Origin of the sequence: Kaistia granuli DSM 23481 (assembly GCF_000380505.1) — a bacterium.
Lineage (GTDB): Bacteria > Pseudomonadota > Alphaproteobacteria > Rhizobiales > Kaistiaceae > Kaistia > Kaistia granuli.
Map to the genome: position 1 here is coordinate 1 of NZ_AQYH01000018.1, position 25948 is coordinate 25948.

Genomic DNA, 25948 nt, shown 5'->3' on the forward strand with positions numbered 1-25948 from the left:
GTCGGCATCCGTCCGACCGTCAAGACGACCTGCACGGGCGTTGAAATGTTCCGCAAGCTGCTCGATCAGGGCCAGGCTGGCGACAATATCGGTGCTCTTCTTCGCGGCGTTGACCGTGAAGGCGTCGAGCGCGGTCAGGTTCTGTGCAAGCCCGGTTCGGTGACGCCGCATACGGTGTTCAAGGCCGAGGCCTACATCCTGACGAAGGAAGAGGGTGGTCGTCATACGCCGTTCTTCACGAACTACCGTCCGCAGTTCTACTTCCGGACGACGGACGTGACGGGTGTCGTGACGCTGCCGGAAGGCGTCGAGATGGTGATGCCGGGCGACAACATCTCGGTGGATGTCGAGCTGATCGTGCCGATCGCCATGGAAGAGAAGCTGCGCTTCGCCATTCGTGAAGGCGGTCGTACCGTCGGCGCGGGCGTCGTCGCCAGCATCATTAAGTAAGTCGGATGATCCGGACCGGGCGCGCAATTGCGTTGCGCGCCCATGTCACCTGAGGACAGAAATCGATGAACGGTCAGAATATCCGGATCCGGCTCAAAGCGTTCGATCATCGTATTCTCGATGCATCGACGCGCGAGATCGTGAACACGGCGAAGCGTACCGGCGCCCGCGTAGTCGGCCCGGTGCCACTTCCCACTCAAATTGAGAAGTTCACCGTGAACCGGTCGCCGCATATCGACAAGAAAAGCCGTGAGCAGTTCGAGATGCGCACTCATAAGCGTCTTCTCGACATCGTCGACCCCACACCGCAGACCGTGGACGCGCTGATGAAGCTCGACCTGGCGGCCGGTGTGGACGTCGAAATTAAGCTCTGAGGCGAGCGAGGATAGAATGCGCTCTGGATTGATCGCACAGAAGGTGGGCATGACCCGCATCTATACGGATGCGGGCGAGCAGGTGCCGGTAACGGTGCTGAAGCTGGACAACTGTCAGGTTGTCGCTCATCGGACGGAAGATAAGAACGGTTACACCGCGGTCCAGCTTGGAAGCGGTCTCGCCAAGGTGAAGAACACGCCCAAGGCTGAGCGTGGTCATTTCGCCAAGGCCGAGGTCGAGCCAAAGCGCAGGGTCACGGAGTTCCGTGTGTCCCCGGACAACCTCATCGAGGTTGGAGCCGAGCTCACCGCCGAGCATTTCGTCGTCGGACAATTCGTCGACGTTAGCGGAACCTCCATCGGTAAGGGCTTTGCCGGTGTCATGAAGCGCCACAACTTCGGTGGTGGCCGCGCGACACACGGTAACTCGGTCTCTCACCGTGTGCACGGATCGACTGGCCAGCGCCAGGATCCGGGCAGGGTGTTCAAGAACAAGAAGATGGCTGGTCACATGGGCGATGTCCGCGTGACCACTCAGAACCTCAAGGTCATCCGCACGGACGTCGAGCGGGGACTGATCATGGTCGAGGGTGCCGTTCCCGGCGCCAAGGGCGGCTGGATCGAGGTTCGCGATGCGGTGAAGCGTGCGCTCCCCAAGGATGTTCCGGTTCCCGGCGCATTCCGGAAGCGCGGCGCCGCGGCTGAAGTGGCGGTTGAAGCGAAGGAGGCCGAGTGATGGATATTAAGGTCACCAAGCTCGACGGCACGGCAGCCGGGGAGATCACCCTTTCGGACGAGATCTTCGGTCTCGAGCCGCGCGGCGATATCCTGCAGCGTATGGTGCGGTACCAGCTGGCCAAGCGCCAGGCTGGTACCCACAAGTCGAAGGTCCGGTCGGAAGTCTCCGGCACGACCAAGAAGATGTACAAGCAGAAGGGTACCGGCGGCGCACGCCACGGTGCCAAGACGGCGCCGCAGTTCCGCGGTGGTGGCAAGGCCTTCGGTCCGGTGGTGCGCAGCCATGCGCATGACCTGACCAAGAAGTTCCGTCAGCTTGCACTTCGTCATGCGCTCTCGGCCAAGGCCCGGGGCGAGAACCTGATCATCGTCTCGGACATCGCCATCGATGCGCCGAAGACGAAGGCGGTTCGCGAGAACCTGGCCAAGCTCGGCTGGGCAAACGCGCTCATCATCGATGGCGCCGCGGTCAACGAGAACTTCGGTCTCGCGACCCGCAACGTGCCGCATATCGATGTGCTGCCGGTTCAGGGCATCAACGTGTATGACATTCTGCGCCGCGAGAAGCTCGTGCTGACCAAGGCTGCGGTCGAAGCCCTGCAGGAGCGGTTCAAGTGAGCAATCTCTCGCATTACGACATCATCCGCAGCCCGGTGCTGAGCGAGAAATCGACCATCGCCACCGAGCAGAGCAAAGTCGTCTTCAACGTTCTGAAGACGGCGACCAAGCCCGAGATCAAGGCTGCCGTCGAGGCGCTTTTCAAGGTCAAGGTCACGGGCGTCAACACCCTGGTCCGCAAGGGCAAGGTGAAGCGCTTCCGCGGTATCGTGGGCAAGCAGAGCGACGTCAAGAAGGCGATCGTGACGCTCGCTGAAGGTCAGTCGATCGACGTTTCTACCGGTCTCTGACGCGAAAAGAATAGGCTGAAGCCATGGCTCTCAAGCACTACAAGCCGACCACGCCGGGACAGCGCCAGCTTGTTCTCGTCGATCGTTCGGAGCTCTACGCCGGCAAGCCCGTCAAGGGGCTCACCGTCGGTCTCCGTCAGAGCGGCGGTCGTAACAATATGGGACGCGTCACGGCCTATGGCCGTGGCGGTGGTCACAAGCGCACTTACCGCCTGATCGATTTCAAGCGGACCAAGCGCGACATTCCGGCCGTCGTCGAGCGGATCGAGTACGATCCGAACCGTACGGCCTTCATCGCCCTCATCAAGTATGAGGACGGCGAGCTCAGCTACATCCTGGCGCCGCAGCGCCTGGCCGTTGGCGACACGGTTATCTCCTCGGCCCAGGCCGACGTGAAGCCGGGTAACGCCATGCCGCTCGGCGCCATGCCGGTCGGCACCATCGTGCACAATGTCGAGATGAAGCCCGGCAAGGGCGGTCAGATCGCACGTTCGGCCGGTGCTTATGCACAGTATGTTGGTCGCGACGCCGGCATGGCCATTCTTCGCCTGAATTCGGGTGAGCAGCGTCTGGTTCACCAGTCCTGCATGGCCACGATCGGCGCGGTTTCGAACCCCGACCATTCCAACATCTCGCTCGGCAAGGCCGGTCGTAATCGTTGGCTTGGCAAGCGTCCGAGCGTCCGCGGTGTCGCCATGAACCCGGTCGACCATCCGCACGGCGGTGGTGAAGGCCGCACCTCGGGAGGCCGTCATCCGGTCACGCCGTGGGGCAAGCCGACCAAGGGCAAGAAGACCCGCAATAATAAGTCGACCGACAAGTTCATCGCGCGCAGCCGTCATCTGCGCAAGAGCAAGTAAGAGAGAGGCTGTCCGTGGCTCGTTCTATTTGGAAAGGCCCGTTCGTCGACGGTTATCTCCTCCGCAAGGCCGAGAAGAGCCGCTCTTCGGGTCGTGGCGAGGTGATCAAGATCTGGAGCCGCCGCTCCACGATCCTGCCCCAGTTTGTGGGCTTGACCTTTGGCGTCTATAACGGCCAGAAGCACGTTCCGGTCATCGTCAACGAGGACATGGTCGGTCACAAGTTTGGCGAGTTCTCGCCGAGCCGGACCTACTATGGTCACACGGCCGACAAGAAGGCGAAGAGGAAGTAACATGGGCAAGCCGAAGCGCGAACGGGCGCTGAAAGACACCGAGGCCCGCGCCATCACGCGCATGATCCGTGTCTCTCCGCGCAAGCTCAATCTTGTTGCGCAGCTGATCCGGGGCAAGAAGGCATCGACGGCTCTGGCCGATCTGACCTTCTCCGAGAAGCGGATTGCGCGTGACGTAAAGAAGACGCTGGAATCGGCGATCGCAAACGCCGAGAACAATCACGATCTCGACGTTGATTCGCTGGTCGTGGCCGAAGCGTTTGTCGGCAAGGCCCTGGTCATGAAGCGCTGGACGCCGCGGGCTCGCGGTCGGGTCGGCCGGATCGAGAAGCCGTTTTCGCACCTCACCATCGTGGTGCGTGAAACCGAGGAGGCTGCATAATGGGCCAGAAAGTCAATCCGATCGGCCTCCGCCTCGGCATCAACCGGACGTGGGACAGCCGCTGGTTCGCCAACAAGGGCGAGTACGGCAAGCTGCTGCACGAGGACATGCGGATCCGCGAGAAGCTCATGGTCGAGCTGAAGCAGGCCGCGGTCTCCAAGATCGTGATCGAGCGTCCGCACCGTAAGTGCCGCGTGACGATCTACTCGGCTCGCCCGGGTATCGTCATCGGCAAGAAGGGCGCTGATATCGAGAAGCTCCGCAAGCTGGTTGGCAAGCTGACCGACAGCGAAGTGCATCTCAATATCGTCGAAGTCCGCAAGCCGGAAATCGACTCGAACCTGGTCGCCGCGTCGATCGCACAGCAGCTCGAGCGCCGCGTTGCGTTCCGCCGTGCCATGAAGCGCGCCGTCCAGTCGGCGATGCGTCTTGGTGCCCTCGGCATCCGTATCAACGCTGGTGGCCGTCTCGGCGGCGCGGAGATCGCGCGCCTCGAGTGGTATCGCGAGGGTCGGGTTCCGCTGCACACGCTGCGCGCCGACATCGATTACGGAACCGCGACGGCGCACACGGCCTATGGCACGTGCGGCATCAAGGTTTGGATCTTCAAGGGTGAAATCCTCGAGCACGATCCGATGGCTTCCGAGCGTCGCCAGACTGAGGGTAACGAGCAGGGCTCGAATACTCGTCGTCGCGACTCCGCGGCCTGATAGGTCGGACCTGAGGGCGAGAGAGAACAGAAATGCTGCAACCGAAGCGCACCAAGTTCCGCAAGCAGTTCAAGGGCCGTATCCATGGCGTCGCCAAGGGTGGTACGGATCTGAACTTTGGCGGGTTCGGCCTGAAGGCGCTCGAGCCGGAGCGCGTCACCGCGCGCCAGATCGAGGCTGCCCGCCGTGCGATCACACGTGCTATGAAGCGCGCCGGTCGTGTGTGGATCCGGATTTTCCCGGATGTGCCCGTCACGTCGAAGCCGACCGAAGTCCGAATGGGTAAGGGCAAGGGAGCGCCGGAATTCTGGGCCTCCCGCGTCAAGCCTGGTCGGATCATGTTTGAGATCGACGGTGTCGACGAGGAGACCGCCCGCGAGGCGCTCCGTCTCGGCGCGGCGAAGCTCCCGATCAAGACGCGCTTCGTACAGCGCATCGCCGATTGATCGGCGAACGGACGAGGATAAAGCCATGAAGGCGAAGGACGTTCGGCTGCAGACCGCCGACCAGCTCGACACTGAGCTTGCAAACCTGAAGAAAGAGCAGTTTAACCTGCGCTTTCAGCGGGCTACCGGCCAGCTCGAAAACACGGCGCGTGTCCGGCAGGTTCGCCGCGACATCGCCAGGATCAAGACCATCGCTGCGCAGAAGAGCGCGGCGGACAAGCGCTGAGGAGGCGAGTATGCCGAAACGCGTTCTGCAGGGCAGCGTCGTCAGCGACAAGACCGACAAGACAGTCGTCGTTCTCGTCGAGCGGCGCTTCACGCACCCGGTCATGAAGAAGACCGTGCGGCGGACCAAGAAGTACCACGCCCATGACGAGGGCAACGTTCACAAGATTGGCGATATCGTCTCGATCGAAGAGACCGCGCCGATCTCGAAGAATAAGCGCTGGGTCGTTATCGCCTCGGGCGATAAGTAAGGCACGAATAAGGTTCGTTGCTGCTGATTCCCGGGACGGTGTCCAGGGTTCGTTGGCAACCAGAAAAGTAGGCGGCCAGTCATGATTCAGATGCAGACTAACCTCGACGTGGCGGATAATTCCGGCGCTCGTCGTGTGATGTGCATCAAGGTTCTCGGCGGTTCCAAGCGGAAGTACGCCTCGGTCGGCGACATCATCGTCGTGTCGATCAAGGAGGCGATCCCGCGGGGTCGCGTGAAGAAGGGCGACGTCATGAAGGCGGTCGTCGTTCGCACAGCCAAGGATATTCGTCGCGCGGATGGCAGTGTCATCCGCTTCGACAAGAATGCGGCGGTTCTGATCAATAACCAGAAGGAGCCGATCGGGACTCGTATCTTCGGACCGGTTCCGCGCGAGCTGCGCGCGAAGAACCACATGAAGATCATCTCGCTCGCGCCGGAGGTGCTGTGATGGCGGCCAAGATCAAGAAGGGCGACAACGTCGTCGTCCTCACGGGTAAGGATAAGGGTAAGTCGGGCGAAGTGCTTCGCGTGATTCCGACCGAAGACCGCGCTGTCGTGCGTGGTGTGAACGTCGCGCGCAAGCATCAGAAGCAGACGGCGAGCGAGCAGGGCGGCATTGTCGCCAAGGAGCTCACGATCCATCTGTCGAACATCGCGCTGGCCGACCCCAAGGATGGCAAGCCGACACGCGTTGGCTTCCAGGTGACCGAAGACGGGCGCAAGCAACGCGTCGCAAAGCGTTCGGGAGATGTGATCGATGGCTGAGGCAGCTTACGAGCCGCGGCTCAAGAAGTTCTACGAAGACGAAGTGCGGGCGAAGCTCGTCGAGGAATTCGGGTACAAGAACCACATGCAGGTTCCCCGCCTCGACAAGATCGTTCTGAACATGGGCATCGGCGAAGCCGTCAATGATTCCAAGAAGGTCGGTACGGCCCTTGGCGATCTGGCCCTGATCGCCGGTCAGAAGCCCGCCGTGACGAAGGCCTCGAAGTCGATCGCGACCTTCAAGCTGCGTGAATTCATGCCGATCGGCGGCAAGGTCACGCTGCGCAAGGCGCGGATGTACGAGTTCCTCGACCGCCTGGTCACCATCGCGCTGCCGCGCGTTCGCGACTTCCGTGGGCTCAATCCCAAGAGCTTCGACGGTCGTGGCAACTTCGCCATGGGCATCAAGGAACATCTGATTTTCCCGGAGATCAATTACGACAAGATTGATCAGGTCTGGGGAATGGACGTGATCGTCTGCACCACGGCCAAGACTGACGAGGAAGCTCGCGCCCTTCTGAAGGCGATGAACTTCCCGTTCCGCCAGTAACGCCGGGATAGGACGAGGACAAATCGATGGCTAAGAAAAGCTCGATCGAGAAGAACAACCGGCGCCGCAAGCTCGCCCAGCAGTATTCTGCGAAGCGGACGAAGCTGAAGGCCGTGGCTAATGACGAGAGCCTGCCGCTCGAGGAGCGCTTCCAGGCGCGCCTGAAGCTGGCTGAGCTGCCGCGGAACGCGTCGGAGACGCGCATCCGTAACCGTTGCGAAGTGACGGGCCGCCCGCGCGGCGTCTATCGCAAGCTGATGATGTCGCGTATTGCATTGCGCGAACTCGGGTCGCTGGGGTTGATCCCGGGCCTCGTCAAGTCGAGCTGGTAAGGAGCACGGTCCCGATGACAATGACCGATCCTCTGGGTGATATGCTCACCCGCATCCGCAATGCTCAGATGCGCCGGCAGTCGAAGGTTTCGACGCCGTCCTCCAAGCTGCGCGAGAACGTTCTCGGTGTTCTGCAGTCGGAAGGCTACATCCGTGGCTTTGCGACCGTAGAAGACGGCAATGGCCGTCCCGCGATCGAGATCGAACTGAAGTATTATGATGGCGAGCCTGTGATCCGCACCATCGAGCGTGTCTCGAAGCCGGGTCGCCGGGTCTATGCCTCGGTCAAGAATATTCCGCAGGTCAAGAATGGCCTCGGTGTGTCCATCCTGTCGACGCCCAAGGGCGTGATGTCGGATACGGACGCCCGCGACCAGAATGTCGGCGGTGAGGTTCTTTGCCAGGTATTCTGATCTGGTTGATGGCGAAACACGAACCGGACGGATTTGTCTGATGTCTCGTATTGGTAAGAAGCCGGTGGCAGTGCCCAAGGGCGTCACGGCCACGATCAACGGCCACACGGTGTCGGTGAAGGGTCCGAAGGGCGAATTGTCCTTCGACTTTACGGATAACGTCGCAGTTGAACTGACGGAAGCGGGCGTTCAGGTCGCCCCGCGTGATGACAGCAAGCCGGCTCGCGCCGCTTGGGGTATGTCGCGCACGATGATTGCGAACCTGATGAAGGGCGTGAGCGAGGGCTTCTCCAAGAAGCTCGAGATCAACGGCGTGGGTTACCGCGCCGCCGTCCAGGGCTCGAACCTGCAGCTCGCTCTTGGCTACAGCCATGACGTGGTCTATGCGATCCCGGAGGGCATCACCATCGTGACGCCGCGTCCGGTCGAGATCATCGTTTCGGGCATTGACAAGCAGCGCGTCGGCCAGGTTGCGGCCGAGATTCGCGAATACCGCAGCCCCGAGCCTTACAAGGGCAAGGGCGTCAAGTACGCCACCGAAACGATCTTCCGCAAGGAAGGCAAGAAGAAGTAACGGAGACCGTCATGGCCAATATTCTGCAGGACCGTCGCGCTGCGCGCGTCCGCCGTGCGCTCCGGAAGGTTGCGAACGGACGTCCCCGGCTCAGCGTCTACCGCTCGTCGGAGCACATTTATGCCCAGGTGATCGACGATGCCGAGGGGCGTACGCTCGCCTCGGCATCGACGCTGGAAAAGGATCTCCGCGGCTCGCTGAAGACGGGTGCCGACAAGGCAGCCGCCGAGGCAGTCGGCAAGCTCGTCGCCGAGCGTGCCAAGGCTGCCGGCGTGACCCAGGTCGTCTTCGACCGCGGTGGTTATCTTTTTCATGGCCGCGTCAAGGCGCTGGCCGACGGCGCTCGCGAGGGCGGTCTGGACTTCTGATGCGCTGAGGCGCGTCATCACGAAACACAGGACGATTGGATCTTTCGATGGCCAGAGAGCAGCGGGAAGAGCGCGACAGCGAATTCGTCGACAAGCTCGTTCACATCAATCGCGTCGCGAAGGTGGTGAAGGGCGGACGGCGGTTCGGCTTCGCAGCCCTCGTCGTCGTCGGCGACCAGAAGGGCCGGGTCGGTTTCGGCCACGGCAAGGCGCGCGAAGTGCCTGAAGCGATCCGTAAGGCGACGGAAGCAGCGAAGCGCAGCCTGGTTCGGGTTCCGCTCCGCGAGGGCCGGACCCTTCACCATGACGTGTTCGGTCGCCACGGCGCCGGCAAGGTTTTCCTGCGCGCTGCGCCTGCTGGTACCGGCATCATCGCCGGTGGCCCGATGCGCGCCGTGTTCGAGACCCTGGGCGTCCAGGACGTCGTCGCCAAGTCGATGGGTTCGTCGAACCCGTACAACATGGTGCGTGCGACCTTCGCGGCACTCGGCGCCGAAGACAGCCCGCGCTCCGTCGCGGCCCGTCGTGGCATCAAGGTGTCGGCCCTGCAGGCCCGTCGCGGCGGCGAAGCCGAAGCTTCCGCCGAGGCGTGAGCGCCCGATTGAATTCGAGGATTTGACCAAATGGCCAAGAAATCTGAAGGCGCCGCCAAGACGGTTACCGTCGAGCAGACCGGCAGCCCGATCCGCCGTCCGGCCGAGCAGCGTGCAACGCTGATCGGCCTCGGCCTCAACCGGATCCGTCGCCGTTCGACGCTGCAGGACACGCCTGCGGTTCGCGGCATGATCGCCAAGGTGGCTCACCTCGTCCGCGTTGTGGACGAGGCTTGAGCCCAGAAGGACCAGTTCGATGAAGCTCAACGAGATCAACGACAACCCGGGTTCCAGCAAGGACCGCATGCGCGTCGGACGCGGTATCGGTTCGGGTAAGGGCAAGACCGGCGGTCGCGGCGTCAAGGGCCAGAAGTCGCGCACGGGCGTGGCGATCAAGGGCTTTGAAGGCGGCCAGATGCCGTTGCATCGGCGTCTGCCGAAGCGCGGCTTCAACAACATCTTCGCCAAGGACTACAATGAGGTCAGCCTCGGTCGTGTCCAGACGGCGATCGATGCAGGCAAGCTCGACGCGACGAAGCCGGTGACGGTTGAAGCGCTGAAGGAAGCCGGTGTCGTCCGTCGCGTGCAGGATGGCGTTCGCCTCCTCGGCGTCGGCGAACTGAAGGCCGCTGTTGCCTTCGAAATCGCCGGTGCGTCGAAGTCGGCCATCGAGGCCGTTGAAAAGGCTGGCGGGTCCGTCAAGGTCCTGGCTGCCAAGGCTTCGGACAAGACGGACGCAGCTTAAACTGCGTCGTTCGGGGAGGGGCGCCGCTTGTCGCGGCGCCTCCGAGAGACCACTTGATGCCCGGCAGGGGCATTGGGGCCCGGTTTCCGGGCCCGAACGGAGCGGCGAATGGCATCAGCGGCTGAACAACTGGCGGCCAATCTCAATTTTGGCGCCTTCGCCAAAGCCGAGGCTCTGAAGAAACGCATCTGGTTCACGCTGGGTGCGTTGCTCGTCTATCGGCTCGGCACCTATATTCCGCTTCCCGGCATCAACCCGGAAGCTCTCGCCAGCGCATTCAATAATCAGCAGTCGGGCATTCTTGGCCTGTTCAACATGTTCTCCGGCGGTGCCGTCGGACGCATGGCGATTTTTGCGCTCGGCATCATGCCCTACATCTCGGCATCGATCATCATCCAGCTGATGACGTCGATCGTTCCCTCCCTTGAAGCCTTGAAGAAGGAAGGGGAGGCCGGTCGCAAGATCATCAACCAGTACACGCGGTACGGTACGGTCTTCCTCGCCATCGTCCAGGCCTACGGCATCGCCGTCGGGCTCGAGGGCGGCACGAACATCGTCATCGATCCCGGCATGTTCTTCCGCATCGCGACGGTCATCACCCTGACCGGCGGCACGATGTTCCTGATGTGGCTCGGTGAGCAGATCACCTCGCGCGGCATCGGTAACGGTATTTCGCTGATCATCTTCGCCGGCATCGTCGCCAACCTTCCGCATGCTCTGATCGGTATGCTGGAGCTCGGCCGCCAGGGCGCCTTGGCGACTTGGGTCATCCTGCTCGTCGCCGTCGTCGCGGTCGTCGCGATTGCCTTCATCGTGTTCATGGAGCGCGCCCAGCGCCGCCTCATCATCCAGTATCCGAAGCGCCAGGTTGGCAACCGGATGTTCCAGGGTGAGTCGTCGCATCTGCCGCTAAAGCTGAACACGTCGGGCGTCATCCCGCCGATCTTCGCCTCGTCGCTGCTGCTGCTGCCGGCCACTATCGCCAACTTCACCGCGTCGAGCGGGGCGCCGAGCTGGCTGACGTCGACGGTTGCGCTGCTCGGACACGGTACCGTCCTGTACATGCTGCTGTACGCGGCGATGATCATGTTCTTCGCCTTCTTCTATACGGCGATCGTGTTTAATCCGACCGACACGGCGGACAATCTGAAGAAGCATGGCGGCTTCATTCCGGGCATCCGTCCGGGCCAGAGGACGGCCGAGTACATCGACTATGTGCTGACGCGCATCACGCTGCTCGGCGCTATCTACCTGGTCGTCGTTTGTCTTCTGCCCGAGTTCCTGATCTCGGCCACCCATGTGCCGTTCTACTTCGGTGGTACGTCGCTGCTGATCGTCGTCAACGTGACGATGGATACGGTGTCGCAGATCCAGGGCCACCTGTTGGCGCATCAGTATGAGGGCTTGGTCAAGAAGTCCAAGCTCCGGGGGAAGAGGCGATGAGACTGATCCTGCTCGGACCGCCGGGAGCTGGTAAGGGCACGCAGTCCGCGCGACTGGTGAAGCGTTACGGCATTCCGCAGCTGTCGACTGGCGACATGTTGCGGGCCGCCGTGGCAGCGGAGACGCCGATCGGCCTGCAGGCCAAGGCGCTGATGGACGCGGGCAACCTCGTTCCTGACGATGTCGTCGTCGGTATCGTTGCCGACCGGATCGAGGAACCGGATGCCCGCAAGGGCTTCATCCTCGATGGTTTCCCGCGCACGATCGCCCAGGCGGATGCGCTGGAGAAGATGCTCGCCAGCAAGGGCGTCAAGCTTGACGCCGTGCTCGAGTTGAAGGTCGACCAGTCGAAGCTGACCGATCGCATCACCAAGCGTGCCGACGAGACGCGCGCCCGGGGTGAGCCGGTCCGCAAGGACGACGATCCCGAGGTCTTCAAGACCAGGCTCGCAGCCTATAATCGGGATACGGCGGTGATCTCGCCCTACTACAAGGCGAAGGGCCGTTTGGTCGAGTTCGACGGCATGCGTTCGATCGACGAAGTGTCGGCGGACATTGCGGCGACACTGGATAGACTTGACGAACAGGTTCCGAGTCGATAAGGCTCGCGACCTGCTGCAAACGGGCGTTGGCGTTCCCTGACATTTCAGGGGACGGCATTGCTTATTTGCGCAAGACTGCCCGCAAGAGCCGGCCTCCACCGGACGCGGGAAACTAGAGGTGCTGCCGGAAGGTTCCGACGGCTTGAGATGGAGACGGCATTGGCCCGTATCGCAGGCGTAAACATCCCGACGAACAAGCGCGTTGTCATCGCGCTTCAGTACATTCACGGGATCGGCGCGAAGAACGCGCTCGACATCATCACGAAGACGAACATCGCTCCCGAGCGTCGCGTCAACGAGCTCTCGGACGCCGAAGTTCTGGCGATCCGTGAAGCGATCGATCGCGACTACGTCGTGGAAGGTGATCTGCGTCGCGAAGTCGCGATGAACATCAAGCGGTTGATGGACCTCGGCTGCTACCGCGGCCTGCGTCATCGCCGTGGTCTTCCGGTTCGCGGCCAGCGCACGCATACCAATGCGCGCACCCGCAAGGGTCCGGCCAAGCCGATCGCCGGTAAGAAGAAGTAATTTTGAATTCGGGGCGCTAGGCCCCCGGTGGAGCCGCCGGTGCTACGGCGGTGTCGAGATCGAACGTAAGGATAGAGAATGGCCAAGGACACAACGCGCGTACGTCGCCGCGAGCGGAAGAACATCTCCTCGGGCGTTGCGCATGTGAGCTCGACGTTCAACAACACGATGATCACCATCACCGACGCACAGGGAAATGCGATTTCCTGGTCGTCGGCCGGCATGATGGGCTTCAAGGGTTCGCGTAAGTCGACCCCGTACGCTGCCCAGATGGCTGCTGAGGATGCCAGCCGCAAGGCTGCCGAGCACGGCATGAAGACGCTTGAAGTCGAAGTCTCGGGTCCGGGTTCGGGCCGTGAGTCGGCTCTGCGCGCTCTGCAGGCTGCTGGCTTCACCATCACCTCGATCCGTGACGTGACGCCGATCGCGCACAATGGCTGCCGGCCGCGCAAGCGTCGCCGCGTCTAATGCCTCGGACGGCGTCGAAGGACGCCGTCCTCACTGCGTATCGGCATTCGGCGCTCCGCCTGTCGCCGGAGCGCCACGCCACCCGAACCGTCGGGCGGCGTTCGAGATCGAAAGGATACGGTCGTGATCCATAAGAATTGGCAAGAGCTGATCAAGCCGAACAAGCTCGAGGTGACGCCGGGTTCCGATCCCAAGCGTCTCGCCACTGTCGTGGCGGAACCTCTTGAGCGCGGCTTTGGTCTGACGCTCGGCAATGCGCTGCGCCGCGTGCTGCTGTCTTCGCTTCAGGGCGCTGCGGTTACCGCCGTCCAGATCGACGGCGTTCTGCACGAGTTTTCGTCGATTGCCGGCGTGCGGGAAGATGTCACGGACATCATCCTGAACATCAAGGAAATCTCCATCAAGATGCAGGGCGAAGGCCCGAAGCGCATGGTGGTTCGCAAGACGGGTCCGGGCGTCGTCACCGCTGGTGACATCCAGACCGTCGGCGACATCGAGATCCTGAACCCCGAGCTGGTCCTGTGCACTCTCGACGAGGGCGCCGAGATCCGCATGGAGTTCACGGTGAATACCGGCAAGGGCTATGTCCCGGCCGACCGCAACCGCGCCGAAGACGCGCCGATCGGGCTGATCCCGGTCGACAGCATCTATTCGCCGGTCAAGAAGGTCTCGTACCGCGTCGAGAACACCCGCGAGGGCCAGGTTCTCGACTATGACAAGCTGACGCTTACGGTCGAGACCGACGGCTCGCTCCGTCCCGACGACGCGGTGGCCTATGCCGCCCGCATCGTGCAGGACCAGCTGTCGATCTTCGTCAATTTCGAAGAGCCGCAGAAGGAGACCGTTTCGGAAGCGATTCCGGAGCTCGCCTTCAACCCGTCGCTTCTGAAGAAGGTGGACGAACTGGAACTTTCGGTCCGTTCGGCCAATTGCCTGAAGAACGACAATATCGTCTATATTGGCGACCTGATTCAGAAGACCGAGGCAGAGATGCTCCGGACCCCGAATTTCGGCCGCAAGTCGCTCAACGAGATCAAGGAAGTTCTCGCTCAGATGGGTCTCCATCTCGGCATGGAGGTCACCAACTGGCCGCCGGAGAACATCGAAGAACTCGCCAAGCGCTACGAAGATCATTACTAAGACAGCACCCACGGCGTGAGCCGCCGGTAGAGAAACTGAGGAGAGAGCCATGCGCCACGGTAATTCCGGTCGCAAGTTCAGCCGTACCGCGAGCCACCGCAAGGCGATGTTCGCGAACATGGCTGTAGCGCTGATCACGCACGAGCAGATCGTCACCACCCTGCCGAAGGCGAAGGACCTGCGTCCGATCGTCGAGAAGCTGGTTACGCTCGGCAAGCGCGGCGACCTGCATGCACGTCGTCAGGCGATCGCCGAACTGCGCGACGTCGCCGCTGCCAAGAAGCTGTTCGACACGCTCGGCCCGCGCTACCAGGAGCGCCAGGGTGGCTACCTTCGCGTTCTGAAGGCCGGCTTCCGCTATGGCGACAACGCCCCGGTCGCCGTGATCGAGTTCGTCGATCGCGACGTCGACGCCAAGGGCGCTTCGGACCGTGCCCGCACGGCGGCGGCTGAAGCCGAGTCGGAAGGCGTCGCAGCGTAAGCTGCCCGCATCCATGAGTTTTGAAAGGGCGGCCTTCGGGTCGCCCTTTTTCGTTTGGGGTGGGGTGTTGACGACGGACAGGGCCACGCCTTGATCCCATCTGAAGACCTTCGCGCAGCACCGTCGTCAGCAGGATGGAGAGGCCCTAAGGGCTGCCTCGAAGCACGCGACGTGATCCCGCCGCCGCTGCGTTCCTCCCGCCGTGCCGCGCTCTGCCGCCATCCGGGCGAGGCCGGGATCCAGGCACACCGCCCCGTGGCTGGAAAGCTCGGCCGAGGTTGCTTGGCCCAGTTTTTCTTGGCCGGAGTTCATGAGCCCCGGCCTCTGACGGTACGACGGATGCTTCCCTCAAAACAGGGGCGGCGTCAGAAAAGCCGATTCTGGGTGCGGGTGCACCGCCGGGTCGGAGCGACCGGTGGCGAACCCTACAGCTTCTCGACCGACGTGAAGCGGAACAGGAAGCTCGGCTCCATCATGGACTGAGTCAGGGCCAGCCGGCTCGAACGGTAGCAATCCATCTCGTCGGTAAAGAAGCTGCCGGCGAAGCGAACGGGATCACCCGGCTTGAGCTTGCCGAAGGCCTGGGCCAACGGCGTACCGGCGGGAACGAGGGTGTTGTCGTCGATATCCGACATGGCATTGTTCCATGTCTTGACCAGCGTGCCATCGGGCAGGGCGACGGTGACCGTCAAGCGGCCGCCGGAAGCCTTGTCAGCCGCCTGGACCGTACCAACCCAATTCTTGATCTCCGGCTTGGGCAGGGCCTGGCAGATGGCGGCGGCGCGCTGCGGCTGGATCGATTCGCGCTCGACATCGTCGGCGGCGTCGAAATCGGCCTTCGAGGTCTTGATGACGGTGGCGAAGGCGGCCTGATCCTTCGGCTGCTGGGCGGCGAGGGCGAGGGCGGCGATGCTATCCTCTGCCGGCGCGGCGGCGGGCGAGGGTACCGGCGTCGGCGGCGTGCCGGCGGTCAGCGGGTCCGGTTCGCCGCCAGGGACGGTCGTCGTGGTCACGGGTACCGGGTCGGGGAGGGGCGTCGGCTCGAGCTGCGATTCGTCCTTCGCGGAGGATGCCGGCTGGGCCTCCGGCACCTGGGCCGGCTCGACGACGCGGACTGGAGCCGCCGGGCTGGCGGACGCTTCGGGGACGGGTTCGGCGGACTGCGGCGAGGCTTCGGGTTCCGCGTTGCCGGTCACGGCATCCTCGATCGCGGCGATGTTCGGCATCGTCAGCGGCAATCTCGGGTCGATGACGACGCCGGTGATTCCTGCCGCCAGCAGAATCGCGCCGATCGCGATGGCGGCAGCGCTCTTCTTGCTCCTCCCATTGAGGAGCATCGGAACCAGGCCGGCCAAAAGAACCAAAAGACCTACGATGAACAGGATGATCCAGAGCATTCTGATCCCTATGCGCCTAAGGCATTATTCAGATGTCGGCGCCAGCGCCAAGTGTGGAACGAGGCGCCGGAGGTCACCGGATGTCGGCTTATCGCATCGAGTCTGGGCGAGCCTATGGCAGGTGGCACCATCAAAGGAAGCACCCGTTGTGGATTCGTGCTCAGCGCTCCGCAGCCCGCATTGGCGAGGTCACCGCGACGCCGCATTTCATGTACCATGCTGGCTGATGGAATCTCTGCAGAAGGGCGGACAGATGCGGATTGGAATGGCAGTGGCGATCGGATTGGTGGGCGCGCTGATGGGGGGCTCCGCATATGCGGTCGACCGCACGGTGCCTCCATCGGAAGCGGCGCTTCGCTATTCCTTCTCGCCGATCGTCAAGCGCGTGTCGCCCGCCGTCGTCAATGTCTATGCCTCGCGCGTCGTGCAGCAGCGGGTTTCGCCCTTCATGGACGATCCGTTCTTCCGGCGCTTCTTCGGCGGCGACATGAACGATGCGCCCCGCAAGCGGGTGCAGCAATCGCTCGGATCCGGCGTGATCGTCGACCCGGCGGGCGTGGTGGTTACCAATTATCACGTCATCGCCAATGCGGACGAAGTGAAGGTCGCCCTCTCGGACAAGCGCGAATACGAGGCAGAGGTCCTGCTCAAGGATGAGCGCATGGATCTGGCCGTGTTGAAACTGAAGGATGCCGGCGGCCACTTCCCCGTCGTCTCCTATGCCGACTCGGATGCGCTCGAGGTCGGCGACCTTGTTTTGGCGATCGGCGATCCCTTCGGCGTTGGCCAGACAGTGACGAGCGGCATCGTCTCGGCGCTCGCGCGCACCCAGATCGGCGCTTCCGACTATCAGTTCTTCGTGCAGACCGACGCCGCCATCAATCCGGGCAATTCCGGCGGCGCACTCGTCGACATGGACGGCAATCTCGTCGGCATCAACACGGCGATCTATTCGCGCAGCGGCGGTTCGATCGGCATCGGCTTCGCAATCCCCTCCAACATGGTCCGTGTCGTCGCCCAATCGGCGCTGAAGGATGGCAGGCTCCGGCTTGCCTGGGTCGGCGCCGGCTTTCAGCAGGTGACGCCGGAGATTGCGGAAGGGCTTGGCATCGGCCGGCCGCGTGGCGCGCTCGTCACCGATGTCGAGACGGATAGCCCCGCCGACAAGGCCGGCCTCCGCTCCGGCGATCTGGTCGTCAGCGTCGATGGCGTCGAGGTCGATGATCCCAACGGCTTCAACTATCGCATCGCCACCAAGGGCGTCGGCGGCGCGGCGAAGCTGGCCTATATCCGCGGCGGCAAGGAAGGCGCCACCCAACTCGACCTGGTCGCGGCCCCCGAGACGCCGGCGCGTGACGAACGCGCCATCCCCGGATCATCGCCCTTCGCCGGGGCGACCGTGGTCAACCTGTCGCCGGCCGTCGTCGAGGAGCAGGCCTATCAAGGCAAGCGCCGCAAGGGTGTTCTGATTCAGTCGGTCGACAAGGGATCGCCGGCATCCGGCGTCGGCTTCCGGCCCGGCGATGTTGTGGTCGAGGTCAATGGCGCGAAGGTCGAGACGACCGCGGAACTCGCCAAGATCGCGGGGCAGGACGCCTCGCGCTATCGTCTCGTCATCGAGCGTGGCGGCCGTCTGATCCGCTCGCAAGTTGGCCGGTGATCCGGTCGGAATTGGCAGGACGGATGGTGAGACATGAGTAACCTGTTCGAGGCCGCCGGAATGGAGAGGGCCGCGCCGCGGCCTTTGGCCGACCGGCTGCGTCCCGAGCGGCTCGCCGATGTCGTCGGCCAGGATCACCTCGTCGGCGAGGATGGTGCGCTGTCGCGCATGCTGAACTCCGGCTCGCTCGGCTCGATGATCTTCTGGGGCCCGCCCGGCACCGGCAAGACGACGGTGGCGCGCCTGCTCGCCAACGAGACTGACCTGCATTTCGAGCAGATCTCGGCGATCTTCTCCGGCGTCGCCGATCTGAAGAAGGTGTTCGATCAGGCGCGCGGCCGCCGCCAGATCGGCAAGGGCACGCTGCTCTTCGTCGACGAAATCCATCGCTTCAACCGCGCCCAGCAGGATAGCTTCTTGCCGGTGATGGAGGATGGCACCGTCACGCTGGTCGGCGCGACGACGGAGAACCCGTCCTTCGAACTCAACGCCGCTCTTCTATCGCGGGCGCGCGTGCTGGTGTTCCACTCGCATGGTCCCGAGTCGATCGCCAAGCTGCTCGATCGGGCCGAGATCGTCGAGGGCAAGCCATTGCCGCTCGACGAGGAGGCTCGCGAGACGCTGATCCGCATGGCCGATGGCGACGGCCGCGCCTCCTTGACTCTGTCGGAGGAAGTCTGGCGCGCCGCGAAGCCGGGCGAGATCTTCGACGCCAAGGGATTGCAGGAGATCGTCCAGCGCCGGGCGCCGATCTACGACAAGGGCCAGGATGGCCACTACAATCTGATCTCGGCCCTGCACAAGTCGATCCGCGGTTCCGATCCCGATGCAGCGCTCTATTATCTCGCGCGCATGTTCGACGCCGGCGAGGATCCACTCTATCTCGGACGCCGGCTGGTACGGATGGCGGTCGAGGATATCGGCCTTGCCGATCCGCAGGCGCTCGTCGTCGCCAATGCGGCGAAGGACGCCTACGATTATCTCGGCAGTCCGGAGGGCGAGCTCGCCTTCGCGCAGGCGGCCGTCTATCTCGCCACCGCGCCGAAATCGAACGCCGTCTATATGGCGTTCAAGGCGGCGATGCAGACCGCCAAGCAGGGTGGGTCGCTGCTGCCGCCGAAGCGCATCCTGAACGCGCCGACCAAGCTGATGAAGGACGAGGGCTACAACGCCGGCTATCGCTACGACCATGACGAGCCGGACGCCTTTTCGGGCCAGGACTATTTCCCGGACGCGCTCGGTCGGCAGAGCTTCTACCAGCCGGTCGAACGCGGCTTCGAGCGCGATATCCGCAAGCGCATGGACTATTGGGCCAAGCTCCGGAAGGAGCGCGGGGAGTAGGTTTCCCGTTGACCCTTCCTTTCCCAGATTTTCTCATCTCTAAGTGGCGGCGGCTGATGTGTCGCTCGGCAGATGAGGGAAATCATGCGGCTTGGCAAGGGATGGTCGATCTGCGCGAGCCTTCTGTTCGGGCACCTCTCTGTCGCTGACGTCGACGCGGCGAGCCGGACGGAGTTCCACCAGTCGGCGGAAAGCCCTGTCCTCGGTCGTCCGATTCCCTATGCCGTCTACATTCCGGACAATGCGCCGGCTGTGGGGAAACGGTGGCCCGTCGTCTATCTGCTGCATGGATTGACCGGGCGAGACGGCGATTGGTTCAGCTGGGGCAACCTCGCCACCATTCTGGACCGGCTGATCGCGTCGGGGGCGATCCAGCCGCTTGTCGTGGTGGCGCCCGGCGCGGGCGATAGCTGGTATGTCGACAATCCCGATGTCGGTGGCCTGGGCCGCATGGAAACGGCGCTCACCACCGACCTGATTGCCGCGATCGATGCGCGCTTGCCGACGGCGGCCTGCCGCGGCGGCCGCGCAATTGGCGGGCTGTCGATGGGCGGCTATGGCGCATTGTTGCTGACGCTTCGCCATCCCGACCTGTTCCGGGCGGCGATCAGCCTCTCCGGCGCCATCGCCGATCCGATCGGTCCGGGCGATCCACGGCTGCATGCGCCATTTATCCGCGATCTCTACAAGGGGGCCTATGGCGCCCCGATCGAAGCCGATCGCTTCAACGCCCTCAATCTCTTCACCATTGTCGCTGCGACGCCCGCGCCGTCCGATCCGCCGGGGATCTGGATGGCGATCGGCGATGGCGACTACCCGGAGTTGATCCGGGCTGGCGGACAGCTTGCCATGGAACTGCAAGAGCAGGGCTACTCGGTCGAGAGCCGGAGCAGCGAGGGGCGACATTTCTGGGACTACTGGCAGCGGGCTATCGATCCAGCGCTGATCTGGCTGTCGCCGCAGCTCGGAACGGGCTGCGGTTGATGCGGCGGCCCTTCCGATAGAGCCTTGCTCGTTGCATGATGGCTGCCTTGTTGGGAGCGCTCCGCCTTGATCCTTATCGGCCAGTATGATTCACCCTTCGTCCGCCGCGTGGCGATCGCGCTGCGGTTTTATGATCTGCCCTTCGAGCAGTGGCCATGGTCCACATTCGGCGACGCCGAAAGGCTGGGCACTTACAATCCGTTGCGACGGGTTCCGACATTGGTGCTGGAGGATAGCGAGGTTCTGATCGAAAGCGCTGCGATCCTCGATTATCTCGATGAACTGGCTGGCCCCGACAAGGTGATGCTGGCCCCATTCGGACCGGAGCGGCGGCACGCGCTGAAGACGATCGCGCTTGCCATGGGCATGGCCGACAAGGCGGTCAGCCTGTTCTACGAACAGATCCTTCGCAAGGACCGGTCTGCGCTCTGGATCGAACGCTGCCGGACCCAGATCGGCGCGACGCTCGATGCGCTCGAGGCGGACCGCGCGGCGCGCTCGACGCCTTGGTGGTATGGCGACCGGATCGGCCATGCCGACATCGCGGTGGCCTGCGCGCTTCGGTTTGCCCGTGAATCCAATCCGGGACTCCTCAAGGACAATTCCTGGCCGCGCCTGCAGGCGCTGGCGTCTGAATGCGAAGCGCTGCCGGTCTTCATCGAGAACTCGCAGACCCTGACGCCGCCGAAACCCTGAGCGGCTCAGAGCAGTCGATCGGCCGCGACGGCGAGGCAGGTCTTGAAGGCGGTGAGATCGGTATAAAGCGCATCCGGCGCCGCGTGGCCGACGATGACGGTGCCGCCGCGCCGCTCGACACCGCCATGCAGCATCAGATTGTCGATCATGTCGAAATCCTCGACGGAGAGACCGTCGGGTCCGCGCAGATGGCCGTCATCGCCCTTCGAGACCTCGCCGTGATAGTGCGCGACGACGCGACGATAGTGGTTGGCGGCGACGTTGGTGTAGGCGAAGACGGCCTTGCCGAGCGCGCACATGAAGCCCAGCTCGAAGGTCGTGCCGGTATCGGCGGCGATCCCGCGAAACGGCGTCAGATTGGCGATGATGGCGTCCGCCTCCAGCATCATCCGCTCGTCGACCGCGCTGATTGCGTAGCCTAATCCCTTCTTCGTATCAGCGACGGGAATTTCGAGATCCCCCGGCGAAAGCGGCTCGAAACCTGCCGCTCGCGCGAGTTCCGCCTTGCGCGCCAGCATCTCGCGCGCGTTCGGCAGGAACACCTCGGGACCAGCGAGATAGATCTTCTTCGACACCTATTCATCCCCCTGTTGACTTGGCGAGCCTTCCACAGGGACGGAGCGGTGTCACTATCCCCGCCTGTGCCGGACGGAAGCATCGACCCCGTGTCGCGAGTGGGCTATCCAAGAGGCAGGCCGGCATCGCGTCGGCACCGTTTGACCGAAGAGAATTCGCGAGGAGCCATCCGATGCAGACCCGTGCCGCCGTCGCCTGGGAAGCCAACAAGCCGCTGACGATCGAGACGATCCATCTCGAAGGCCCTCGCGCCGGCGAAGTGCTGGTCGAGATCATGGCGACGGGTGTTTGCCATACCGACGCCTACACGCTTTCCGGCCTCGATTCGGAGGGCAAGTTTCCGGCGATCCTCGGCCATGAGGGCGCGGGCATCGTCCGCGAGGTTGGCGCCGGCGTCACCTCCGTGCGCCCCGGCGACCACGTCATTCCGCTCTACACGCCGGAATGCCGCCAGTGCAAAACCTGCCTGTCGCAGCGCTCCAACCTCTGCACGGCCATCCGCTCGACGCAGGGCCAGGGCCTGATGCCCGATTCGACCTCGCGCTTCCGCTGCGACGGCGAGACCGTGTTCCACTACATGGGTACGTCGACCTTCTCGAACTTCACCGTCCTGCCGGAGATCGCCGTCGCCAAGGTCCGCGAGGACGCGCCGTTCGACAAGATCTGCTACATCGGCTGCGGCGTGACGACCGGCATCGGCGCGGTGATCCACACGGCCAAGGTCTGGCCGGGCGCGAACGTCGTGGTGTTCGGCCTCGGCGGCATCGGCCTGAACGTCATCCAGGGCGCCCGCATGGTCGGCGCCGACAAGATCATCGGCGTTGATCTCAACCCGTCCAAGGTCGCCATGGCCAAGAAGTTCGGCATGACGCATTTCGTCAATCCGGACGAGGTCGGCCGCGACAAGGTCGTCGAGGCGATCGTCGACCTGACCGGCGGCGGCGCGGACTTCTCGTTCGAGTGCATCGGCAACGTCCACACCATGCGCCAGGCGCTGGAATGCTGCCATCGTGGCTGGGGTGAATCGATCATCATCGGTGTGGCGCCTTCTGGCACCGAGATCTCGACCCGCCCGTTCCAGCTCGTCACCGGTCGCGTCTGGAAGGGCTCGGCCTTCGGCGGCGCGCGCGGTCGAACCGACGTCCCGAAGATCGTCGACTGGTACATGGACGGCAAGATCAACATCGACGACCTGATCACCCACACCATGCCGCTCGACGAGATCAACACCGCCTTCGACCTGATGCACGAAGGCAAGTCGATCCGTAGCGTCGTCACGTTCTGATCGCAGCTTCGGGCAGGTGGCCTCGGCCATCTGCCCGAGCCACTTCCTCACCTTTGCCCGGAGGAGCCGTGCCCCTTCGCCTGACGTCCGTTTCGGCCGAGCTCTATCGTTCGATCCGGCGCATCCAGGTGCCGGTGGAGCGGCTGACCGTCCTCGTCGGCAAGAACGGTGTCGGCAAGACCAATCTTTACCGATCGCTGGAATTGCTGGCGGCGGCCGCGCGCGGCGCGATCACCCGGGAAATCGCGGAGGAGGGCGGATTCGAATCTGTCCTCTGGGCGGGCCCTCGCGCGAAAGGGCCCGTGCGGCTGAAGCTCGGCGCCGAATTCGGCGACTATGCCTATTCGATCGAGATCGGCCTGCCGGCGCCGATCGACGAGGCGGCGCTCACCGCCACCGAACCAATGGTCAAGTCCGAGGAACTGGTCCATCGAACTCGTGGCGAAGCCCTGACACTGATGAAGCGGCAGGGGCCGAGCGCCTGGCTGCGCGACGAGGATGGTCGCAGGCAATCCTATGAAGAGGCGCTGATCCCGTCCGAGACGGCGCTCTCCGGCTTTCGCGACCAGGGCCGGTTCACCGAACTGGACCTCGTGCGCCGGGCGCTGCTCGACTGGCGCTTCTATCACGATTTCCGCACCGACAAGGCTTCGCCGATCCGCCAGCCGGCGCTGGCCATTACGACGCCGACATTGGCGTCGGACGGCTATGACCTAGCGGCGGCGCTCGCCACGGTTCTCGAGATCCGCGGCGAGGCGCCCGATATCGAGGCGGCGATCGAGGATGCCTTTCCAGGCGCTTCCCTGGTCACCGAGTTCGGCAAGGGCACGGTCTCCATCGGGCTCAAATTCCCCGATCTGCCGCGTCCGCTCGGCGTGCATGAACTATCCGACGGCACGCTGCATTTCCTCTGCCTGGTGGCAGCGCTCTCGGGATATCGTCTGCCCGCCTTCATCGCGCTGAACGAGCCGGAGACAAGCCTGCATCCCGATTTGACGCTGCCACTGGCGAGGCTGATCGCGCGGGCGGCGGAACGAACGCAGGTCTGGGTGGTGACCCATTCCGAAGCGCTCGCCGCGGCGCTGGAGATCGAGGCCGGCGTCGCGCCACGCGTCGTCGTCAAGCAGCAGGGCGCAACATGGATCGAGGGGCTGAAGCTCTTCGGGGAATTTGCCGAACAGGAGTAGCCCATGCGGGTCGCCGTCTTCAGTACCAAGCCGTACGACCGGCAATATCTTGCCGAGGCGAATAGCGCTTTCGGTCACGATCTCGTCTTCTTCGAGCCGAAGCTCGACATCTCGACAGCGCCGCTAGCGGACGGTTTTCCAGCCGTCTGCGTATTCGTCAATGACAGGCTCGACCGTGATCTGCTCGCGCATCTCGCCGCCAGCGGAACGAGCCTGGTGGCGTTGCGCTGTGCCGGCTTCAACAATGTCGATCTGGTCGCGGCCGGCGAACTCGGCATCGACGTGGTGCGCGTGCCGGCCTATTCGCCGCACGCCGTGGCCGAGTTCACCGTCGCGCTGCTGCTGGCGCTTGATCGCCGCATCCCACGCGCCTGGGCACGGGTGCGGGACAACAATTTCGCGCTCGACGGCCTGATCGGTCATGATCTTTTCGGCAAGACGGTCGGCGTCGTCGGCACGGGCCGGATCGGCGGCCTGGTGGCGCGATGCTTCAAGCTCGGCTTCGGCTGCCGGGTGCTGGCCTTCGACCAGTGGCAGGATCCCGCGCTGGTCGACATCGGCGTCGAATTCGGTGCGCTCGACGACGTTATGGCTGCCGCCGACATCCTGACACTGCATTGCCCGCTGACGCCGGCGACGCATCATCTCGTCAACGCTGCCACGATCGAAAGGGCGAAACCCGGCTTCCTTCTCGTCAACACCAGCCGGGGAGCCTTGATCGACGCCGAGGCGCTGGTCGAGGGTCTGAAGAGCGGCAAGGTCGGCGGCGTCGCGCTCGACGTCTACGAGCAGGAAGCGGACCTGTTCTTCGAGGATCTCTCCAACGAGATCATCCAGGATGACGTGTTCCAGCGACTGCTCACCTTCCCCAATGTGCTGGTGACCGGTCATCAGGCCTTCTTTACCGGCGATGCCTTGCGGGCGATCAGCGACACGACGCTGCGGAATATCGCCGCGGCGGAAGCTGGCGATGCCCTTGAAAACGTTGTCGCGGCGGAAAGCGTGCGCGCCGCCTAGCGGAACAAGCCCCCCGGTTGAAAATAAACCATGGCGGGTCACGGGCGGTTCTCGTGTAGGATCGCCGCCCATGACCCACAAAAACGATGTGCATTTATCCGACCGCGCCTCGGACGCGCGAGGCTGGCCGAAGATCCTTGGCCGGTTCCGCGAGCCGAACGAGACGCGCAGTGTCGTGGAAATCCTGATTACCATTCTGCCGCTCGTCGCGCTCTGGGTGGCGATGTGGGCGCTGGTGCAGTTTGGCTATTGGTGGTTGGCGCTGGTCCTCGCAATTCCGGCCGGCGGCTTTCTGGTGCGGTTGTTCATGATTCAGCACGATTGCAGCCATGGCGCGTTCTTCCGCCGACGCGACGTCAATGACTGGGTCGGCCGCGTCATCGGCGTGGCGACGCTGACACCGCATGACTACTGGCGCCGGAGCCATGCGATCCACCATGCCACCCACGGTAATCTGGAACTGCGCGGCATTGGCGACATCACGACGCTGACGGTCGAGGAATACCGTGCCCGTGGCTTCTGGGGCCGGCTCGGCTATCGCGTGTACCGCAATCCGATCACGCTGTTCGTTGTCGGACCGGCTTATCTCTTCCTGCTGCAGCACAGGTTGCCTGTTGGTCTGATGCGGGAGGGATGGCAACCCTGGCTGAGCGCCATGGGCACCAATCTTGGCATCGCACTGCTCGCGGGCGTGCTGATCTGGCTGGTCGGCGTCGGGCCGTTCCTGATGGTCCACCTGCCGATCGCCGTTGTTGCTGCGTCACTCGGTGTCTGGCTGTTCTACATCCAGCATCAGTTCGAGGAGACCTTCTGGGCCCGTCCTCCGAATTGGACGCATCAGGAGGCGGCGCTGCATGGCAGCTCCTACTACGATCTTCCCGGCGTGCTGCGCTGGATGACCGCCAATATCGGCGTGCATCACGTCCATCATCTCTGCAGTCGCATTCCCTACTACCGCCTGCCGGAAGTGCTCCGGCAGCATCCCGAACTGACGCAGGTCGGCCGCATTACACTTGGCCAGAGCCTTCGGTCGGTTCCGCTGGTACTATGGGATGAAGGCCGCCAGCAACTCGTGCCGTTCAAGGCGATGAGACGCTGGCAGGCGGCTTCCTTGCCGCTCGCGGTCGAGACCGCCTGATCGGGCGGGACTGGGCCATGACGGCT

The 25948-nt window shown here is 63.5% G+C and carries 38 protein-coding genes; 36 read left to right on the plus strand and 2 right to left on the minus strand.

Annotated elements, in window-relative coordinates:
* The 28 genes from G342_RS0119770 to rplQ all read left to right on the plus strand — a co-directional run.
* Window positions 1–450, plus strand: a 450-nt coding sequence (locus tag G342_RS0119770; RefSeq protein ID WP_018184653.1) for an EF-Tu C-terminal domain-related protein, incomplete at its 5' end; no start/stop codon positions are given.
* 65 nt (window positions 451–515) lie between these two features.
* Entirely contained in the window at window positions 516–824 is a 309-nt protein-coding gene (gene rpsJ, locus G342_RS0119775; RefSeq protein ID WP_018184903.1) for a 30S ribosomal protein S10, read from the plus strand.
* 16 nt (window positions 825–840) lie between these two features.
* Window positions 841–1560 carry a 50S ribosomal protein L3 gene (gene rplC / locus G342_RS0119780; protein WP_020411038.1) on the plus strand — a complete coding sequence of 240 codons (720 nt, stop codon included), beginning with the start codon at window positions 841–843 and terminating at the stop codon, window positions 1558–1560.
* Window positions 1560–2180 carry a 50S ribosomal protein L4 gene (rplD, locus tag G342_RS0119785; RefSeq protein WP_018184905.1) on the plus strand — a complete coding sequence of 207 codons (621 nt, stop codon included), beginning with the start codon at window positions 1560–1562 and terminating at the stop codon, window positions 2178–2180. Before rplC ends, rplD begins: the two co-directional genes overlap by 1 nt.
* On the plus strand, window positions 2177–2470 hold the full coding sequence (locus G342_RS0119790) for a 50S ribosomal protein L23 (protein ID WP_018184906.1): 294 nt from the start codon (window positions 2177–2179) through the stop codon (window positions 2468–2470). Before rplD ends, G342_RS0119790 begins: the two co-directional genes overlap by 4 nt.
* A 23-nt stretch (window positions 2471–2493) precedes the next feature.
* The gene (gene rplB / locus G342_RS0119795) at window positions 2494–3330 is read left to right on the plus strand and encodes a 50S ribosomal protein L2 (RefSeq protein ID WP_018184907.1); all 837 of its coding nucleotides are present in this window, start codon (window positions 2494–2496) and stop codon (window positions 3328–3330) included.
* A 14-nt stretch (window positions 3331–3344) separates the two neighbouring features.
* On the plus strand, window positions 3345–3623 hold the full coding sequence (rpsS, locus tag G342_RS0119800; RefSeq protein ID WP_018184908.1) for a 30S ribosomal protein S19: 279 nt from the start codon (window positions 3345–3347) through the stop codon (window positions 3621–3623).
* Window position 3624: 1 nt separating this feature from the next.
* Window positions 3625–4005 carry a 50S ribosomal protein L22 gene (gene rplV / locus G342_RS0119805; protein WP_018184909.1) on the plus strand — a complete coding sequence of 127 codons (381 nt, stop codon included), beginning with the start codon at window positions 3625–3627 and terminating at the stop codon, window positions 4003–4005.
* Window positions 4005–4715: a 30S ribosomal protein S3 gene (gene rpsC / locus G342_RS0119810; RefSeq protein ID WP_018184910.1), complete on the plus strand. Its 711-nt coding sequence runs from the start codon at window positions 4005–4007 to the stop codon at window positions 4713–4715. The genes rplV and rpsC overlap by 1 nt, the downstream gene beginning before the upstream one ends.
* A gap of 32 nt (window positions 4716–4747) precedes the next feature.
* The gene (gene rplP, locus G342_RS0119815; protein WP_018184911.1) at window positions 4748–5161 is read left to right on the plus strand and encodes a 50S ribosomal protein L16; all 414 of its coding nucleotides are present in this window, start codon (window positions 4748–4750) and stop codon (window positions 5159–5161) included.
* 25 nt (window positions 5162–5186) lie between these two features.
* Window positions 5187–5387, plus strand: coding sequence for a 50S ribosomal protein L29 (gene rpmC / locus G342_RS0119820; protein ID WP_018184912.1), 201 nt, complete (start codon window positions 5187–5189; stop codon window positions 5385–5387).
* A 10-nt stretch (window positions 5388–5397) separates the two neighbouring features.
* Window positions 5398–5637 (plus strand): 30S ribosomal protein S17, encoded by a 240-nt coding sequence (gene rpsQ / locus G342_RS0119825; RefSeq protein WP_018184913.1) that lies wholly within the window; start codon window positions 5398–5400, stop codon window positions 5635–5637.
* Between the two features lie 81 nt (window positions 5638–5718).
* A complete protein-coding gene (gene rplN, locus G342_RS0119830; RefSeq protein WP_018184914.1) occupies window positions 5719–6087 on the plus strand; it encodes a 50S ribosomal protein L14 in 369 nt (122 codons plus the stop codon).
* Window positions 6087–6404 (plus strand): 50S ribosomal protein L24, encoded by a 318-nt coding sequence (rplX, locus tag G342_RS0119835; RefSeq protein ID WP_018184915.1) that lies wholly within the window; start codon window positions 6087–6089, stop codon window positions 6402–6404. The genes rplN and rplX overlap by 1 nt, the downstream gene beginning before the upstream one ends.
* Window positions 6397–6954: a 50S ribosomal protein L5 gene (gene rplE, locus G342_RS0119840; RefSeq protein ID WP_018184916.1), complete on the plus strand. Its 558-nt coding sequence runs from the start codon at window positions 6397–6399 to the stop codon at window positions 6952–6954. The genes rplX and rplE overlap by 8 nt, the downstream gene beginning before the upstream one ends.
* A 26-nt stretch (window positions 6955–6980) precedes the next feature.
* Window positions 6981–7286 carry a 30S ribosomal protein S14 gene (rpsN, locus tag G342_RS0119845; protein ID WP_018184917.1) on the plus strand — a complete coding sequence of 102 codons (306 nt, stop codon included), beginning with the start codon at window positions 6981–6983 and terminating at the stop codon, window positions 7284–7286.
* Window positions 7287–7300: 14 nt separating this feature from the next.
* Window positions 7301–7699, plus strand: coding sequence for a 30S ribosomal protein S8 (gene rpsH / locus G342_RS0119850; RefSeq protein ID WP_018184918.1), 399 nt, complete (start codon window positions 7301–7303; stop codon window positions 7697–7699).
* Window positions 7700–7739: 40 nt separating this feature from the next.
* The gene (gene rplF / locus G342_RS0119855) at window positions 7740–8273 is read left to right on the plus strand and encodes a 50S ribosomal protein L6 (protein ID WP_026304632.1); all 534 of its coding nucleotides are present in this window, start codon (window positions 7740–7742) and stop codon (window positions 8271–8273) included.
* A gap of 11 nt (window positions 8274–8284) precedes the next feature.
* Window positions 8285–8641, plus strand: coding sequence for a 50S ribosomal protein L18 (gene rplR / locus G342_RS0119860; protein WP_018184920.1), 357 nt, complete (start codon window positions 8285–8287; stop codon window positions 8639–8641).
* 47 nt (window positions 8642–8688) lie between these two features.
* Window positions 8689–9234: a 30S ribosomal protein S5 gene (gene rpsE, locus G342_RS0119865; protein ID WP_026304633.1), complete on the plus strand. Its 546-nt coding sequence runs from the start codon at window positions 8689–8691 to the stop codon at window positions 9232–9234.
* 30 nt (window positions 9235–9264) lie between these two features.
* The gene (gene rpmD / locus G342_RS0119870; RefSeq protein WP_018184922.1) at window positions 9265–9471 is read left to right on the plus strand and encodes a 50S ribosomal protein L30; all 207 of its coding nucleotides are present in this window, start codon (window positions 9265–9267) and stop codon (window positions 9469–9471) included.
* Window positions 9472–9490: 19 nt separating this feature from the next.
* A complete protein-coding gene (rplO, locus tag G342_RS0119875; RefSeq protein WP_018184923.1) occupies window positions 9491–9979 on the plus strand; it encodes a 50S ribosomal protein L15 in 489 nt (162 codons plus the stop codon).
* Window positions 9980–10087: 108 nt separating this feature from the next.
* Window positions 10088–11422 carry a preprotein translocase subunit SecY gene (gene secY, locus G342_RS0119880; RefSeq protein WP_018184924.1) on the plus strand — a complete coding sequence of 445 codons (1335 nt, stop codon included), beginning with the start codon at window positions 10088–10090 and terminating at the stop codon, window positions 11420–11422.
* Entirely contained in the window at window positions 11419–12024 is a 606-nt protein-coding gene (locus G342_RS0119885) for an adenylate kinase (RefSeq protein ID WP_018184925.1), read from the plus strand. Before secY ends, G342_RS0119885 begins: the two co-directional genes overlap by 4 nt.
* Before the next feature lie 159 nt (window positions 12025–12183).
* The gene (gene rpsM / locus G342_RS0119890) at window positions 12184–12552 is read left to right on the plus strand and encodes a 30S ribosomal protein S13 (RefSeq protein ID WP_026304634.1); all 369 of its coding nucleotides are present in this window, start codon (window positions 12184–12186) and stop codon (window positions 12550–12552) included.
* Between the two features lie 78 nt (window positions 12553–12630).
* On the plus strand, window positions 12631–13020 hold the full coding sequence (gene rpsK / locus G342_RS0119895; protein WP_018184927.1) for a 30S ribosomal protein S11: 390 nt from the start codon (window positions 12631–12633) through the stop codon (window positions 13018–13020).
* 123 nt (window positions 13021–13143) lie between these two features.
* Entirely contained in the window at window positions 13144–14160 is a 1017-nt protein-coding gene (locus G342_RS0119900) for a DNA-directed RNA polymerase subunit alpha (protein WP_018184928.1), read from the plus strand.
* Window positions 14161–14209: 49 nt separating this feature from the next.
* Window positions 14210–14641: a 50S ribosomal protein L17 gene (rplQ, locus tag G342_RS0119905; RefSeq protein WP_018184929.1), complete on the plus strand. Its 432-nt coding sequence runs from the start codon at window positions 14210–14212 to the stop codon at window positions 14639–14641.
* A 425-nt stretch (window positions 14642–15066) separates the two neighbouring features.
* Here the strand turns inward: rplQ and G342_RS0119910 are convergent, their stop codons facing one another.
* On the minus strand, window positions 15067–16038 hold the full coding sequence (locus G342_RS0119910; protein ID WP_026304635.1) for a hypothetical protein: 972 nt from the start codon (window positions 16036–16038) through the stop codon (window positions 15067–15069).
* Between the two features lie 265 nt (window positions 16039–16303).
* On the opposite strand from G342_RS0119910, the gene G342_RS0119915 reads away from it, so the two are divergent.
* From G342_RS0119915 to G342_RS0119930, 4 genes are all read left to right on the plus strand, one after another.
* Window positions 16304–17698, plus strand: a complete 1395-nt coding sequence (locus G342_RS0119915) for a DegQ family serine endoprotease (RefSeq protein WP_018184930.1) — start codon at window positions 16304–16306, stop codon at window positions 17696–17698.
* Window positions 17699–17731: 33 nt separating this feature from the next.
* Complete coding sequence (locus tag G342_RS0119920; protein WP_018184931.1) at window positions 17732–19039, plus strand: replication-associated recombination protein A; 1308 nt, start codon at window positions 17732–17734, stop codon at window positions 19037–19039.
* 84 nt (window positions 19040–19123) lie between these two features.
* On the plus strand, window positions 19124–20023 hold the full coding sequence (locus tag G342_RS24745; RefSeq protein ID WP_018184932.1) for an alpha/beta hydrolase: 900 nt from the start codon (window positions 19124–19126) through the stop codon (window positions 20021–20023).
* Between the two features lie 66 nt (window positions 20024–20089).
* Complete coding sequence (locus G342_RS0119930) at window positions 20090–20719, plus strand: glutathione S-transferase family protein (protein WP_018184933.1); 630 nt, start codon at window positions 20090–20092, stop codon at window positions 20717–20719.
* A gap of 5 nt (window positions 20720–20724) precedes the next feature.
* On the opposite strand, the gene G342_RS0119935 is transcribed toward G342_RS0119930, so the two are convergent.
* Window positions 20725–21294 carry a nucleoside 2-deoxyribosyltransferase gene (locus G342_RS0119935; protein ID WP_018184934.1) on the minus strand — a complete coding sequence of 190 codons (570 nt, stop codon included), beginning with the start codon at window positions 21292–21294 and terminating at the stop codon, window positions 20725–20727.
* A gap of 173 nt (window positions 21295–21467) precedes the next feature.
* Between G342_RS0119935 and G342_RS0119940 the strand changes: the two genes are divergently transcribed.
* The 4 genes from G342_RS0119940 (at window position 21468) to G342_RS0119955 (ending at window position 25922) form a co-directional block, all read left to right on the plus strand.
* A complete protein-coding gene (locus G342_RS0119940; RefSeq protein ID WP_018184935.1) occupies window positions 21468–22580 on the plus strand; it encodes an S-(hydroxymethyl)glutathione dehydrogenase/class III alcohol dehydrogenase in 1113 nt (370 codons plus the stop codon).
* Between the two features lie 68 nt (window positions 22581–22648).
* Window positions 22649–23767: an AAA family ATPase gene (locus G342_RS0119945; protein ID WP_018184936.1), complete on the plus strand. Its 1119-nt coding sequence runs from the start codon at window positions 22649–22651 to the stop codon at window positions 23765–23767.
* Between the two features lie 3 nt (window positions 23768–23770).
* Window positions 23771–24784: a 2-hydroxyacid dehydrogenase gene (locus G342_RS0119950; protein WP_018184937.1), complete on the plus strand. Its 1014-nt coding sequence runs from the start codon at window positions 23771–23773 to the stop codon at window positions 24782–24784.
* Between the two features lie 70 nt (window positions 24785–24854).
* Window positions 24855–25922: a fatty acid desaturase gene (locus G342_RS0119955; RefSeq protein ID WP_018184938.1), complete on the plus strand. Its 1068-nt coding sequence runs from the start codon at window positions 24855–24857 to the stop codon at window positions 25920–25922.
* Window positions 25923–25948: the final 26 nt, after the last annotated feature.

Excerpts from the sequence above, each read along its gene's own strand:
- rpsJ (WP_018184903.1), top strand. The coding sequence starts at position 516 with ATGAACGGTCAGAATATCCGGATCCGGCTCAAAGCGTTCGATCATCGT.
- rplC (WP_020411038.1), top strand. The coding sequence starts at position 841 with ATGCGCTCTGGATTGATCGCACAGAAGGTGGGCATGACCCGCATCTAT.
- rplD (WP_018184905.1), top strand. The coding sequence starts at position 1,560 with ATGGATATTAAGGTCACCAAGCTCGACGGCACGGCAGCCGGGGAGATC.
- rplB (WP_018184907.1), top strand. The coding sequence starts at position 2,494 with ATGGCTCTCAAGCACTACAAGCCGACCACGCCGGGACAGCGCCAGCTT.
- rplV (WP_018184909.1), top strand. The coding sequence starts at position 3,625 with ATGGGCAAGCCGAAGCGCGAACGGGCGCTGAAAGACACCGAGGCCCGC.
- rpsC (WP_018184910.1), top strand. The coding sequence starts at position 4,005 with ATGGGCCAGAAAGTCAATCCGATCGGCCTCCGCCTCGGCATCAACCGG.
- rplP (WP_018184911.1), top strand. The coding sequence starts at position 4,748 with ATGCTGCAACCGAAGCGCACCAAGTTCCGCAAGCAGTTCAAGGGCCGT.
- rpmC (WP_018184912.1), top strand. The coding sequence starts at position 5,187 with ATGAAGGCGAAGGACGTTCGGCTGCAGACCGCCGACCAGCTCGACACT.
- rpsQ (WP_018184913.1), top strand. The coding sequence starts at position 5,398 with ATGCCGAAACGCGTTCTGCAGGGCAGCGTCGTCAGCGACAAGACCGAC.
- rplN (WP_018184914.1), top strand. The coding sequence starts at position 5,719 with ATGATTCAGATGCAGACTAACCTCGACGTGGCGGATAATTCCGGCGCT.
- rplX (WP_018184915.1), top strand. The coding sequence starts at position 6,087 with ATGGCGGCCAAGATCAAGAAGGGCGACAACGTCGTCGTCCTCACGGGT.
- rplE (WP_018184916.1), top strand. The coding sequence starts at position 6,397 with ATGGCTGAGGCAGCTTACGAGCCGCGGCTCAAGAAGTTCTACGAAGAC.
- rpsN (WP_018184917.1), top strand. The coding sequence starts at position 6,981 with ATGGCTAAGAAAAGCTCGATCGAGAAGAACAACCGGCGCCGCAAGCTC.
- rpsH (WP_018184918.1), top strand. The coding sequence starts at position 7,301 with ATGACAATGACCGATCCTCTGGGTGATATGCTCACCCGCATCCGCAAT.
- rplF (WP_026304632.1), top strand. The coding sequence starts at position 7,740 with ATGTCTCGTATTGGTAAGAAGCCGGTGGCAGTGCCCAAGGGCGTCACG.
- rplR (WP_018184920.1), top strand. The coding sequence starts at position 8,285 with ATGGCCAATATTCTGCAGGACCGTCGCGCTGCGCGCGTCCGCCGTGCG.
- rpsE (WP_026304633.1), top strand. The coding sequence starts at position 8,689 with ATGGCCAGAGAGCAGCGGGAAGAGCGCGACAGCGAATTCGTCGACAAG.
- rpmD (WP_018184922.1), top strand. The coding sequence starts at position 9,265 with ATGGCCAAGAAATCTGAAGGCGCCGCCAAGACGGTTACCGTCGAGCAG.
- rplO (WP_018184923.1), top strand. The coding sequence starts at position 9,491 with ATGAAGCTCAACGAGATCAACGACAACCCGGGTTCCAGCAAGGACCGC.
- secY (WP_018184924.1), top strand. The coding sequence starts at position 10,088 with ATGGCATCAGCGGCTGAACAACTGGCGGCCAATCTCAATTTTGGCGCC.
- G342_RS0119885 (WP_018184925.1), top strand. The coding sequence starts at position 11,419 with ATGAGACTGATCCTGCTCGGACCGCCGGGAGCTGGTAAGGGCACGCAG.
- rpsK (WP_018184927.1), top strand. The coding sequence starts at position 12,631 with ATGGCCAAGGACACAACGCGCGTACGTCGCCGCGAGCGGAAGAACATC.
- rplQ (WP_018184929.1), top strand. The coding sequence starts at position 14,210 with ATGCGCCACGGTAATTCCGGTCGCAAGTTCAGCCGTACCGCGAGCCAC.
- G342_RS0119910 (WP_026304635.1), bottom strand. The coding sequence starts at position 16,038 with ATGCTCTGGATCATCCTGTTCATCGTAGGTCTTTTGGTTCTTTTGGCC.
- G342_RS0119915 (WP_018184930.1), top strand. The coding sequence starts at position 16,304 with ATGGCAGTGGCGATCGGATTGGTGGGCGCGCTGATGGGGGGCTCCGCA.
- G342_RS0119920 (WP_018184931.1), top strand. The coding sequence starts at position 17,732 with ATGAGTAACCTGTTCGAGGCCGCCGGAATGGAGAGGGCCGCGCCGCGG.
- G342_RS24745 (WP_018184932.1), top strand. The coding sequence starts at position 19,124 with ATGCGGCTTGGCAAGGGATGGTCGATCTGCGCGAGCCTTCTGTTCGGG.
- G342_RS0119940 (WP_018184935.1), top strand. The coding sequence starts at position 21,468 with ATGCAGACCCGTGCCGCCGTCGCCTGGGAAGCCAACAAGCCGCTGACG.
- G342_RS0119950 (WP_018184937.1), top strand. The coding sequence starts at position 23,771 with ATGCGGGTCGCCGTCTTCAGTACCAAGCCGTACGACCGGCAATATCTT.
- G342_RS0119955 (WP_018184938.1), top strand. The coding sequence starts at position 24,855 with ATGACCCACAAAAACGATGTGCATTTATCCGACCGCGCCTCGGACGCG.